The 12,341-nt window shown below is 70.8% G+C and carries 10 protein-coding genes; 4 read left to right on the forward strand and 6 right to left on the reverse strand.

Annotation, left to right across the window (positions count from 1 at the left end; all coding sequences use genetic code 11):
* The first annotated feature begins 468 nt into the window (after positions 1-468).
* Positions 469-2,160 (forward strand): aa3-type cytochrome oxidase subunit I, encoded by a 1,692-nt coding sequence (gene ctaD / locus IEZ21_RS42975; RefSeq protein ID WP_189327242.1) that lies wholly within the window; start codon positions 469-471, stop codon positions 2,158-2,160.
* A gap of 406 nt (positions 2,161-2,566) precedes the next feature.
* Here ctaD and IEZ21_RS48705 read toward each other — a convergent pair whose 3' ends face one another.
* From IEZ21_RS48705 to IEZ21_RS42995, 4 genes are all read right to left on the reverse strand, one after another.
* Positions 2,567-3,028, reverse strand: coding sequence for a hypothetical protein (locus IEZ21_RS48705; protein ID WP_308429711.1), 462 nt, complete (start codon positions 3,026-3,028; stop codon positions 2,567-2,569).
* Positions 3,025-4,293 carry a glycosyltransferase family 4 protein gene (locus IEZ21_RS42985; protein ID WP_189327243.1) on the reverse strand — a complete coding sequence of 423 codons (1,269 nt, stop codon included), beginning with the start codon at positions 4,291-4,293 and terminating at the stop codon, positions 3,025-3,027. Before IEZ21_RS42985 ends, IEZ21_RS48705 begins: the two co-directional genes overlap by 4 nt.
* A 181-nt stretch (positions 4,294-4,474) precedes the next feature.
* On the reverse strand, positions 4,475-5,776 hold the full coding sequence (locus tag IEZ21_RS42990; RefSeq protein WP_189327244.1) for an ABC transporter substrate-binding protein: 1,302 nt from the start codon (positions 5,774-5,776) through the stop codon (positions 4,475-4,477).
* A complete protein-coding gene (locus IEZ21_RS42995; RefSeq protein ID WP_189327279.1) occupies positions 5,751-6,320 on the reverse strand; it encodes an MTB12 C-terminal domain-containing protein in 570 nt (189 codons plus the stop codon). Before IEZ21_RS42995 ends, IEZ21_RS42990 begins: the two co-directional genes overlap by 26 nt.
* Before the next feature lie 137 nt (positions 6,321-6,457).
* Here IEZ21_RS42995 and IEZ21_RS43000 point away from each other — a divergent pair, with 137 nt between their 5' ends.
* Genes IEZ21_RS43000 through IEZ21_RS43010 form a run of 3 tightly spaced genes read left to right on the forward strand, consistent with a single transcriptional unit; the run spans position 6,458 to position 10,627 of the window.
* The gene (locus IEZ21_RS43000) at positions 6,458-6,946 is read left to right on the forward strand and encodes a hypothetical protein (RefSeq protein ID WP_189327245.1); all 489 of its coding nucleotides are present in this window, start codon (positions 6,458-6,460) and stop codon (positions 6,944-6,946) included.
* A gap of 13 nt (positions 6,947-6,959) precedes the next feature.
* The gene (locus tag IEZ21_RS43005; RefSeq protein ID WP_189327280.1) at positions 6,960-9,953 is read left to right on the forward strand and encodes an ABC transporter permease subunit; all 2,994 of its coding nucleotides are present in this window, start codon (positions 6,960-6,962) and stop codon (positions 9,951-9,953) included.
* The gene (locus IEZ21_RS43010) at positions 9,950-10,627 is read left to right on the forward strand and encodes an ATP-binding cassette domain-containing protein (protein ID WP_189327246.1); all 678 of its coding nucleotides are present in this window, start codon (positions 9,950-9,952) and stop codon (positions 10,625-10,627) included. Before IEZ21_RS43005 ends, IEZ21_RS43010 begins: the two co-directional genes overlap by 4 nt.
* Here IEZ21_RS43010 and IEZ21_RS43015 read toward each other — a convergent pair.
* Positions 10,569-11,195, reverse strand: coding sequence for a LysM peptidoglycan-binding domain-containing protein (locus tag IEZ21_RS43015; RefSeq protein ID WP_189327247.1), 627 nt, complete (start codon positions 11,193-11,195; stop codon positions 10,569-10,571). The genes IEZ21_RS43010 and IEZ21_RS43015 overlap by 59 nt on opposite strands.
* A gap of 119 nt (positions 11,196-11,314) precedes the next feature.
* Positions 11,315-11,935: a LysM peptidoglycan-binding domain-containing protein gene (locus IEZ21_RS43020; RefSeq protein ID WP_189327248.1), complete on the reverse strand. Its 621-nt coding sequence runs from the start codon at positions 11,933-11,935 to the stop codon at positions 11,315-11,317.
* Positions 11,936-12,341 lie beyond the last annotated feature (406 nt).

Genomic DNA, 12,341 nt, shown 5'->3' on the forward strand with positions numbered 1-12,341 from the left:
CGTACGCGTCCGGATTGTCCTGGGGCTCTGCGGAAGGGGTGGGAATCGGTGCCATACCGCCACGTTAGGCGCCGGAATGCGGACGGGGAAGCCCGATACCCGCCACGATCCGTCACCGGTACCTCTCCGGTCACGCTTCTGTCACAGGACCACGACACTCGATTTGGCCGAACCAAGTCACACGAACGGGCGGTTCCCGACGTGTTTCGCGCACTGTCGAACGTAATTCCTGACTAGCTTGACGGCGATCCGAATAAGCCCGAGGGGCCCGGCGGAATACGTGGCACGTACTCGGCGCGCACGCCTTTCCGTTCCGAATACGCGGTGCGTCCCGAAAGGTGACACACCATAGGAAATACATGGTTCAAGCACAGAACCGACGTACGCCCCCTGTCGAAGCGCCGCGCGACGCGAGCATCATGGCGTGAGCTTCGGGAGGCCCAGGGCGCGACGAGCGAGGGGGCAGCGATGGGCACTGAGACCGCGCAGGCACCGGTCCGGGCCGTACCAGTGAAGCCCGGGCGGTTGATCGTCGACTGGCTCACCACCACCGACCACAAGAAGATCGGCCATCTCTACCTGATCACGTCGTTCGCGTTCTTCCTGGTCGGCGGCCTGATGGCGCTGCTGATGCGGGCCGAGCTCGCCCGTCCGGGCACGCAGTTGATCGACAACAACCAGTTCAACCAGATGTTCACGATGCACGGCACGATCATGCTGCTGCTCTTCGCGACGCCCACCTTCGCCGGTTTCGCGAACGAGATCATGCCGCTGCAGATCGGCGCACCCGACGTGGCCTTCCCCCGGCTGAACATGCTGTCGTACTGGCTGTTCCTCTTCGGCGGGCTGATCGTGCTGGGCTCACTGCTGGTGCCGGAGGGTCCCGCCAACTTCGGCTGGTTCGCCTACGCCCCGCTCAACAGCCTGGAACGGTCGCCCGGCATCGGTGCCGACATGTGGATCATGGGGCTGGCGCTGGCCGGTTTCGGCACGATCCTCGGCGCGGTGAACTTCCTGACGACCATCGTCGGGATGCGCGCCCCCGGCATGACGATGTTCCGGATGCCGATCTTCGTCTGGAACACGCTGTTCACGTCGATCCTCATCCTGATGGCGTTCCCGGTGCTCGCCGCGGCGCTGCTGGTCCTGGAGGCGGACCGACGGTTCGGCTCGCAGGTCTTCGCCTCGGCCAACGGCGGGGCGCTGCTGTGGCAGCACCTCTTCTGGTTCTTCGGGCATCCGGAGGTCTACATCATCGCGCTGCCGTTCTTCGGCATCGTCACCGAGATCCTGCCGGTGTTCAGCCGGAAGCCGATCTTCGGTTATCTGACGCTGATCGGCGCGACGATGGCGATCACGGGTCTGTCGGTGGTCGTGTGGGCGCACCACATGTTCGCGACGGGGGCGGTGCTGCTGCCGTTCTTCTCGTTCATGTCGTTCCTGATCGCGGTGCCGACGGGCGTGAAGTTCTTCAACTGGACCGGCACGATGCTCAAGGGATCCCTGTCCTTCGAGACCCCCATGCTGTGGTCCACCGGCTTCCTGGTGACCTTCCTGTTCGGCGGGCTGAGCGGGGTCATCCTGGCGTCACCACCGCTGGACTTCCACGTCACGGACACCTACTTCGTGGTGGCGCACTTCCACTACGTGGTGTTCGGCACCGTCGTCTTCGCGACCTTCGGCGGCTTCTACTTCTGGTGGCCGAAGTTCACCGGGAAACTGCTCGACGAGCGGCTCGGCAAGATCCACTTCTGGACGCTCTTCGTCGGCTTCCACGTCACGTTCCTGGTGCAGCACTGGCTCGGCGCGGAGGGCATGCCACGCCGGTACGCGGACTATCTGGCCGCCGACGGGTTCACGGCGCTCAACACCGTCTCGTCGATCGGCTCGTTCCTGCTCGGCCTGTCGACGCTGCCGTTCCTCTACAACGTCTGGAGAACGGCCAGGTACGGCGAGAAGGTGAGGGTCGACGACCCCTGGGGCTTCGGCCGCTCGATGGAATGGGCGACCTCCTGCCCGCCGCCCCGGCACAACTTCCTCACGCTGCCCAAGGTCCGCTCCGAATCCCCGGCCTTCGACCTCCACCACCCTCAGTACGCGGCGATCACGCCGCCCCAGACCCGGTCGGGTCAGGAACGTGGCTTCAGCTCTCCGCAGTGACCGTCACCGACAGGTCGTTGTCCGCCGTGTAGTACGGCCCCGCCAGCGCCGGGCCCTGCTCCGTCTTCGCCGATGATGATCTGGTCGTAACCTCACAAGCCGCCTGTCGTTGTACCTGGCATACCCGCCGCGTGCTCGAAATGCGCGCGGTCCCCGCCACCGGCGCCGCGGTTCTGCCGTGGTGACCGGTCCAGCGTCCGGCGGGGCGGCAATCCCAGGGTGTGTCCGGCCCGAGCGGGTCGGACACAGTCCAGATGCCGGCGATGCGTCACCGCCAGTGACGCCGCATGCGGGCTCTGCCCAAGGATCGGCCCGGATCAGTCCGTGCTCGTCACCGCTTCCACCCTTCGGGGCCACGCGATGACCCAGGATCCTCAAGAGTTCCAGAGACGCTCAACTCCCCCTCCTACACGTACAGTTCGCCCGCCTCGGCGTGCGGGGCGCGCAGCCAGCTGCGGACGGTGAGGTTGCCGTGCCTGGTGGCGTACGGGATACGGACGGCGACGTGGCCTGCGGCGGCGTCGGGCACACGGTCGACGAGCGAGCGCAGGTCGTTGACGCCGGGCACCATGCGCTGCGGCGCGCCGTCGGCCGGCTGGGCGTAGGCGTTCCAGCGGCCCTCGGGCAGTTCGACGCCGCTGGGCAGCACGGCCCGCAGTCGGCCGTCGGCGGCGGGGGTGAGCGGCAGGCAGACCTCGTCTTCGCTGCCGCGGCGGCGCAGCACCAGGTACGCGGCGCCGGCCCGGGCGGACCCGGTGATGTCGAAGGTGAGCCCGCCCGCGGAGTCGGCGACGCAGTCGGCGCGCGGGGGCGTGGCGGCGTACTCGTCGGTGTGCCGGGGCGCGGGCTGCGGAGCCAGCGTCGTCATGCGATGTGCCCCTTCTTGAGTAGCGTGCGTCCGGCATCCCGAACGGCATGCGCACCACCGAGCAGCGCTCCACGGGTGCGGTGCAGTGAACCGTGCATCCGGCCGAGCCCCGAGTCGCCGCCGCGCGGGACCAGCCCGGCGAACAGCGACTCGCAGCGCTCGGCGATACGGGCCGGGTCGAAGCGCTCGGAGTCCTTGAGGGCCGCGCTCGCCATCTGGTGGCGGAGCGGGTCGTCGTTGATCAGTTCGAGGAGGCCGTCGGCGATGGCCTTGATGCTGCCGGCCTTGACGAGGCGCCCGTCGACGCCGTTGTCGATGATCTCCCGCGGGCCGTGCGGGCAGTCCGTGGAGACGACAGGCAAACCGCAGCGCATGGCCTCGACGATCGTCATGCCGAAGGACTCCAGGCTGGAGGTGACGGCGGCGATGGAGCCCTTGGTCCACTCGGGTTCGAGGGGGTGGGCGGGGCCCATCAGATAGACGTGGTTGTAGAGGCCGAGGTCGTCTATGAGGGCGCGCAGCTTGTCCTTCTGCTCACCGCCGCCGTAGATCCTCAGGCGCCAGTCCGGCCGCTCTCCGCGTACCCGGTCGAAGGCCTTGATCAGCAGGTCGTACCGCTTGACCGGGGCGAGCCGCCCGGCTGCCACGACCCACTTACCGGAGCCGTCCGCGGGCTGTATGCCGGGCGCGGGCACGGAGTTGGGCACCGCCTCGACGCGTACGCCGGGCAGCCGCATCTTCTTGCGGTACGCGCCGGCATCCGCCTCGGTGGTGGTCGTGAGCGCGTCGAGCCTGGGGTAAACGCCGCGCAGCTCCTCGCGCAGGGCGGCCGAGTGGCTGTCGAGCGTGAGGTGCTCCTGGCCGACGCGGATCGGGCCGCGCCGGGTCTCACGGGCCAGATGCACGTTCAGGCCGGGCCTGGTGCCGACCACGACATCGGCGTCGACCGTCGAGAGGTACTCGGCGATGCGCCGGTCGGTGAGGGCGCTGTACTGGTCGTAGCGGCCCTCCGCACGAGGGAAGACCCGGGCCGGACGCTTGTTCTCCGGGTGCTCGCCCTCGTATCCCGGGCTCTCCTTGCGGAGGTCGACGAGGTGGCGCAGGCGGACGCGCGGGTCGGGCGCGAAGACCGGCTCGTCGCGGTGGCGGAACACCGAGACGATCTCTACGTCGTGCTGCTCGGCGAGGGTACCGGCGAGGTTGTACGTCGTACGGATCGTCCCCCCGATCCCGTACGCGTTGTGTATCAGGAAAGAGATATGCATGCGTCCCCGAATCCCCTGCCTCGTCCACTGCCGCGTGGTTAGACCCGAGCCCCTGGGGTGTGGTTGACCTCCATCATCACCTTGTTCCCAAAGGGTTTCCGTTTTGGGAACTGATATACGGAACGTTTCATCATTTTCACGCATCCGGGCCGGTTGAGGGCCTCGCAGCGGTCGTGCCGTCTCAGGGTTCGTAAGACAACTGCGGTACCTCGAAACAGTTACTGTTCATGTCGCCCTGGCTCACCCACCCCTCGGCGTCCTCCCAACGGGCCACGGACACACAGGTCCTGCGGGTCTTCGGGGGCTCGGACAGGTTCTCGTAGGTGACGGGCAGCAGCAGGCCGTCGGCTGTATACGGCTTCCCCTCGGCCCCCTCGGCCAGGAAGCGGTCGACACACGCGCGCGTGATGTCCGTTTGCGCACAGGACTCGGCCGCGTCCGTGAACCACATCGCCGCCGCCCAGCCCTCCAACTGCCACTGGGAATGGGTCTTCAAGTCCTCGGTGGCGTCCCGGAATTCCCGTACGGCCTCGTGGTCCGTGTCCTCGTAGTTGCGGCTGGAGCCCGTCGCCCACAGGGCGTTGCGGCAGCGCGGCGAGTCCTTGTAGTCCTCGCGGACCTTGGACGTCCAGTTCTGCACATTGGTGACCTTGGCGAGGACCTCGGCGCCGACGTCGTCCATGGCCTTGCACAGCTGGGCGTTGCCGTAGGAGTCGATGGCGTCGAAGACCAGATCGGCGCCCTGCTCCTTCAGATCGGCCGCCACGGCGCGGAAGTTGGGCAGCGAGAAATCGACCTGCTCGGTGACCACCTTGTAGCCCTCGGCCTCAAGGCCCTGAGTGACGAGCCGCGCGTACGCGGCCGACGCCGGCTGGTTGTAGGAGACGACCGCCGCCGTACGGGCGCCCTGCTCGCGCTTGAAGTAGCGGTAGACCTCCGTACCGCCGTACAGCTTGCCGTCCCAGCCGGGCTTCCCGTTCCGTGGCGCGAGGCTGCCGTAGATGCTGTAGAGGTGCGGATACGTGTCGTACGCCGGGCCGATGGGCTGTCCGCCGATGTCGGGCACGCGCGCGCGTGAGACACGGGAGGCGCCCGCGTAGTCGAGGGACGAGCCGGCGACGAGGGCGACGACCTTGTCCTCGTCGACGAGCTTGTGCACGCACTCGTTGTTGCCGACGCCGCTGCCGCCGTCGTCGCACGTACGGACCTCGACCTGGCGGCCTTCGATACCGCCGCGCGCGTTCAGCCGCTCGAAGTAGGCCTTCGCGCCGTCACGTGGGCCGGTGAACGCGTCGCCGCCGACCGGGCTGGTGGCACTGGTGATGATGCCGACGCGGACCGGCTCGCCGTCGGCCCGTGTGGGGGTGCCCTCGTCGGGCCGGTTCTCGAAGTCGCTCTCCGGGAGGCGGCTGCCGCAGGCCGTGCTCAGCAGGAGCAGGAAGCCCGCGACGGCGCACTCAGCAGCCCGGAAGCGGCGACGCATTGCCGCTCAGCCCGACAAGGCCGCACAGCGTCTTGACGGAGACCTTCCACACGTCGTCCTGCTCGACGGCCGTCCCGGTGGCGTCGGGCATGACCGTGGCGCCCTTCAGGGTGAGTGTGTACGTCACGTTCGCCTCGGTCGCCGAGGTGAACTCGACCTTGTTGACCTCCGCCTGCACCTGCCCACCGCGCTCGTCACCGCTGAAGGCCTGTAGGACCGGGGCCATCCGGTCGCCGTTCTCCAGGTAGGCCTGCTTGTCCTTCAGGGGGGTGGCCGGGTCGAAGAACTTCACCCAGTTCTCCTTGATCTCCCGCTCCGCCGCCGCGGTGTCCTCCGGCGCCGTGGGGCTCTCTTCGGCGGCGCGGGTGGGCTCCTCCACCGTGGGCGAGGGCGGCGCCACGTCGTCGCCGCCGCTGTCGTCTCCGCAGGCCGTGAGGGCCGGGCCCGCCACCAGGACCGCGGCTGCCAGCCACGCCGCCGTACGCCGTCCGGGACCACGCATCCGCTTGCCGCTCCCCCGCTTGAGGTCGCTGCCGAGAACCATCTGGCTCACCACCGGGTGTCGGTCCGGGCCATGTGCGCCCGGTTCTTTCAGGGTCAGCTTCCACAGGGCATAGTGCAAGCCATTGGCCGGCATGGACAGATACGTGACATGGACTGACACATGACGTGGGAGCTCCGATGCGGACTGCTCGACTGCGGACTGTGCACCCCGTCCTCTGGGCCGGGTGGGCGGCGCTCGCCGCCGGAGCGGTGCTGTGCGTCATCGGCTGGTACGGGATCTCGGGCGAGCGGTTCGCCGAGCGGCAACTGCCCTATCTCGCTTCCTGCACGGTGCCCGGCGCCGCGCTGATCATCGCGGGTGCCGTGCTGCTCACCCACGGCAGGAACGCCCTCGCGGCGGCGCGCGTGGAGGAGCTGTACGGGCTCCTGGTGGCCGCCGAGCCCGCCGACGCAGACGAGTCCGGGCAGGCCGTGACGGCGCCCGTCGCCGTCAGCGGCGAGCTGCTGATGGTGCCGGGCGGCACGCTGTGGCACCGGGCCGACTGCCCGCTGGTCGCCGGGAAGACGGACGCCCTGCCGGTCGACTCGCGGGTCCTCGCGCGCGGGGAGCTCGCTCCCTGCCCGATCTGCGGGCCGTCCGCCTCGGACGTTTCCTCGGTTGGCTGATGGCTCCCGGCTGATGGCGTCGCTGACGTACGACCTCACGCTCGCCGGGCTCTCCGTCGGCGCTGCCGCCGCGCTCACCGGGATCGGGCTGATCGTCACCCATCGGGCGACCGGCGTGCTCAACTTCGCGCACGGCGCGATCGCGATGGTGTGCGCCTATCTGCTGCGCCAGCTCACGGTCGAGTGGGACTGGCCGCTCCCGCTCGCCGCCGCCCTCACCCTGCTCGTGGTGGCACCGGGCATCGGCCTGGTCCTGGAACGCTTCGTCTTCCGTCCGCTGTCCGTCCTCGGCAGCGATCCGGCGCAGACGCTGGTCGCCTCGATCGGCGTGTTCGTGCTGCTGGTCGGCGGAGCGGCGCTGATCTGGGGGCCGGGCGCACACTCGGACGCGCCGACGCTCGTATCGGCGGATCCCTGGGGGCAGTTGGCGGTGACGCTGGTCCTGGCCGTGGGCGTGGGGGCGATGACCCGCTGGACGCGCTTCGGGCGGGAGCTGCGGGCCGTCGTCGACGACCGCTCGCTCGCCGTGCTCGGCGGCATCGACGCGGACCGGGTGGCCGCGGCGGGCTGGGCCTTCGGCTCCTTCACGGCGGGACTGACCGGGGTGCTCCTGGCGCCTTACGTACGCCTTGATCCGTACGGTCTGCCACTGCTGGTCATGGAGGTGGTGGCGGTCGCGGTGGCCGCCCGGATGCGCAACCTGCCCGTGGCCGTGGTGGTGGCGCTGGGCATCGGGGTCGCCCAGAGCCAGCTGACGCGGCTCCACCCGCCGGGCTGGCGCGAGCCGCTGGTGCAGGCACTGGGGGCGAACCTCTTCGTCGTCGCGCTGCTGATCGCGGCGCTGGCACTGCCGGGGATCGGCGCCCGGGACGCGCTGCCGCGTACCGCGACGGCGCGGGTGGCGACTCCGCCGGGCGCGTGGATCGTGGCCGTGGTCCTCTTCCTGATCCCCCTGGGCTTCGCGGGCCGGGATCTGCATACGTCCGTACAGGTCCCGGCGCTGGGTGTGGTGCTGCTTTCGCTGGTCGTGGTGACGGGCCGCGGCGGCCAGATCTCGCTCGGCCAGGCGGCGTACGCGGGCCTCGGCGCCCTCTTCACGGCACTGCTGGCGGCGGGCCGCTTCCCGGGCCTGCCGGAGCTTCCCGAACTGGCCGCGCTGGTGGTGGCCGTCCTGCTGGTGGCTCCGCTGGGCCTGCTGACCGGCTGGCCCGCCATCAGCCGGCACGGTCTGGCCCTCGCCCTGGCGACCTTCGCTGTAGGCGTCGGTGTCAGCCGCTTCGTCTTCGCCCAGCCGTACGCGACGGCGGGCCTGACGCTGGGCCGCCCGGCGGGCTTCGAGAACGACCGCACGTACTACGTACTCGAACTCGGCCTCCTGGCAGGCGCGTTGCTCGCCGCGCACGCACTGCGCCGGGGCCGCACCGGCCGTGCCCTGGCCGCGATGCGCGACCACGAGGCGGGCGCGTCGGCGGCGGGCGTCCGCGTGCCCGCGCTGAAGCTGACGGCCTTCGTGGCGGGCGCGGCCCTGGCCGCCCTCGGCGGCGGCATGCTCGGCATGGGCCTGCGCGCCTTCGACCCCGCCGCGTACGACCCCGTGCGCGGCCTCCTCTGGTTCGCCGCGATCGTCGTCCTCGGCGCCGACAGCGTCCTGGGCGCACTGGCCGCCGCGGCGCTCCTGGTGGGCCTGGACGCGGGCACCCGCGGCGGCGTGGCGGCGGCGCTGATCGGCCTCCTGGCTGTGCTGGTGGGCCGCTTCCCCGGCGGGCCCTACGAGGCGCTGCGCTTGGCGGCGGGCCGCCTCCGCCTGCGCCGCGAGGCGAAGCTCACGCCGCTGGGGGCCAGGGTACGGAGACGGCTCCGTCCGAAGCCGCCCGTGCCGGGCCGGGCGCGGGTCGCGGCGGGGGCAACCGGGGTTTCGGCGGTTTCGGCGAGGGCATCCGGCCCGGCTGGGGCGGGCGGTCCCGCCGGGTCGGTTGGTGCCGCCCGGTCGGGTGGTGCCGCCCCGGTGGATGCGCCGGGTGGCACGCCCCGGCGGGGCACGGCCTACGGCCCGAGCGGGACGGCTGAGCCTGGCGGATCGGCCCCCGGCCGCGCGGCGCCTGGCCGGACCGGGGAGCCGCGGGCGGCGGGAGTACCGAGCCCCGCCGAAGCGGGCGCCCCCGCCGAACCAGGCGGCCCGGAAGGCGCACCCTACCCCGGCACAGCCCACGGTCCGAGCGGGACGCCGGAACCAGGCGGACCAGCCGCCGGCCCTGGACACGCGGCACCCGGCCGGACCCGGGAGCCGCGGGCCACACCGGTCGGCCACGTCCTCCGCGCCCGCGGCCTGCGCGTCACCTACGGCGGCTTCACCGCCCTCGACGGTGTCGACCTCGAGCTTCCCCCGGGCACGGTCACCGCGGTCGTCGGGCCCAACGGGGCCGGAAAGAGCACTCTGTTCCACTGTCTCGCCGGGACCGTGCGGCCGGACGCGGGGCGTGTCATGTTCGGGGAGCGGGATGTCACCCGGCTCCCGGCACACGCCCGTACGCGCCTCGGCGTGGCGCGGACGTTTCAGCAGCTCGCTGTCTTCCCGACGTTGACGGTGGCTGAGAACGTGCGGGTCGGCGCCGAGCAGGGGCGCGTCGTCGATCCGGGCGCCGTGGAGCGTGTGTCGCGGCTGCTCGGACTCGACGGGGCGGTACGGGCGTTGCCCGCGGCGGGGCTGCCGACCGGCACCCTGCGGCGTGTCGAACTCGCCCGCGCCCTGGCGGGCAGCCCGCGTGTCCTGCTCCTCGACGAGCCCGCCGCGGGCCTCGACACGGGCGAAGTGGCCGCGCTGGCCCGCGTGTTGCGGGCCCTGGCCGCCGACGGCATGGCCCTGCTCGTCGTCGAGCACGACCTAGACCTCGTGGCCGACCTGGCCCACACCGTGCACGTCATGACGGCGGGCCGCATCGTGACCTCCGGCCCCACCCGCCACGTACTCGACAACCTCGAAGGACTCGACACGGTGGTCGAACGATGAACACCGGCATTTCGCTGCGCCACGCGCGCGTGCGGTACGGCCCGCTGGAGGCCCTGCACGGAGTGACTATCCACGCGCCCGCCCCCGGCCTCACCGTCCTGCTCGGCCGCAACGGCTCGGGCCGTACGACCGCACTGCGCGCCCTCGCCGGAACCGTCCCCCTGTCCCGTGGCGCCGTGCTGTGGGACGGCACCGACGTGACGTGGATGCCCGCATACGAACGGGCCCGCCGCGGACTGTGCCTGGTGCCGGAACGGCAGGCCGTCTTCGGCTCGCTCACCGTCCGCGAGAACCTCGAACTCGCGTCCACCGGCGGCCACTTCGAGCCCGCCCTCGACGCCTACCCCGCACTGCGTCCCCTGTTCGCCAGAAAGGCCGGCACCCTCTCCGGCGGAGAGCAACGCATGCTCGCCCTCTCCCGCGCCCTCCTGGCACGCGCGCGCGTGGTGCTCGTCGACGAACCCGCGCAGGGCATGTCACCGCCGGTCGCGGCCCGCACGTACGAACTGCTCGGCGGCCTCGACGCCTGCGTGATCGTGGCCGAACAGCGGCTGCCGCCCGGCCTGGGCGGCAGGGCGGCAGTCGTGTACGAACTACGGCGTGGCGAGGTCGTGTTCAGCGGCGAGGCGGCGGAGCGGGCAGCGGCGGACCCATCAGCACCGGACCGGGAGTGATCGCCCGGCCGGAGGCGGCTCCCCTGGGGAGGCTCAGCATCATGCCGGTGGTCAGCCGGTTCGGATCCTTCCCGACGATCTGCTTGTTGAGCTGGTAGAGCGCCTGCCAGCCGCCCCGGATCCTGTAGCGGTGGGCGATCGACGAGAGCGTCTCGCCGGGCTTCACCACATGCGCCCGGCCCCTGAGTCCGTACCTCTTGGAGCAGACGGGCCACGCCTCCCATCCCTGGACGCTCAGCACCCTCTCGGCGACGGTGATCTGCTCCTGACGGGTGGCCAGATCCGCGCGCGGCGCGTACTTCAGCCCGCCGAACGCCTCCCAGGTGGACTGCTGGAACTGCAGCCCTCCGTAGTAGCCGTTTCCGGTGTTCACGTGCCAGCGGCCACTGCTCTCGCACTCGGCGACACAGCCCCAGGGCCACTGGTCCTTCCCACAGTTGTACGCCGCCCGGGCCGCACCCGGAGGACCGGGCGCCGGAGGCGGTGGCGCGGGGACCGCCTCGGCAGGGGCGAGCAGAGTCAGGGCTACGGCGACTACAGCCGAGTACCACGTGCGCTTGATCAGCATTCGGCCACGCTAAGCAGTCGGCCACGGCGGTCCGCCCAGCCGCGCCTGAGGCGGGTGGGGCCCCACCCGGTCGGAGGACCGGATGGGGCCCAATGCTCGAGAGCAGAGGAGTCAAGGGCTCAGAGGTTGAGCCGCTGCCCGGGGACGATCGTGTTGGGATCGGCGCCGATGGCTGCCTTGTTGGCGGCGTAGATCCGCTCCCAGGTGGTCCCGTGTCGCGCGGCGATGGCGCTCAGCGTGTCGCCGGTGCGGACGGTGTAGTCGCCGCGGGACGCGTCGCGGCCGGTGCGGCTCGTCGAGCGGGCCGGCGTCTTCGACGGCTTCGCGGGCTTGGACGGGGCGGCCTTGGTGCTGGGTGTGGACGCCGCGGGCGCGCTGCCGGACGCTCCGGCGCGTGAGGAGCAGGTGGGCCAGGCGCCCCAGCCCTGCGCGCGCTGCACCTTGGTGGCCACAGCGATCTGCTGCGCCTTGGAGGCCTTGTCGGCGGTCGACGCGTAGGCCGTGCCGCCGTACGCGCGCCAGGTGGCCGCGGAGAACTGGAGTCCTCCGTAATAGCCGTTACCGGTGTTGATGTGCCAGTTGCTGCCGCTCTCGCACTGGGCGATGCGGTCCCACACTCCGCTGTCAGCCGCTGCGGCGTTGCCGCCGGCGGCGAGCAGTCCGAGCGGGGCGAGCAGTGCCGCCCCGGCGAAGACCGCGGTCGTACGAACCTTGCGAGTGTTGTCGGCACAATCGGACATGTAGTTCCCTCTCGAAGGACTCGGGGTCCCCCAAGGCGGGACGGAACTCGCCGCTCTTCGGCCGCAGTCGTTCCGGTCCGCCCCGTCCGCCGACGGTGGTGCTTCGAGCTGGCTGTGGTGCGGCCGGCGGACGTACCCGAGCGGTGCTCGTTGCACACGGCCGAGGAATCTAGAGAGTCGCGCGGTCCGATATCAACCAAATGCTTGTCATTCCAGGCCAGTTCGCCGTTACCGACAGTATCGGCGAATTCCGGCCACCCACTTCATTCGCCGATATCGTGATTTGTCGACCTGACGCACTGACGATCTGTGACTCACCTCACCGGATCAACTTCCTTGGACATCCGAGAAGTTGGCGTGGAGTAGCAGGTTCCGCAGCGGGATTCACCGTGCGCGCAGGATGGTT

Source organism: Streptomyces flaveus (assembly GCF_014647675.1).
Classification (GTDB): Bacteria; Actinomycetota; Actinomycetes; order Streptomycetales; family Streptomycetaceae; genus Streptomyces; species Streptomyces flaveus.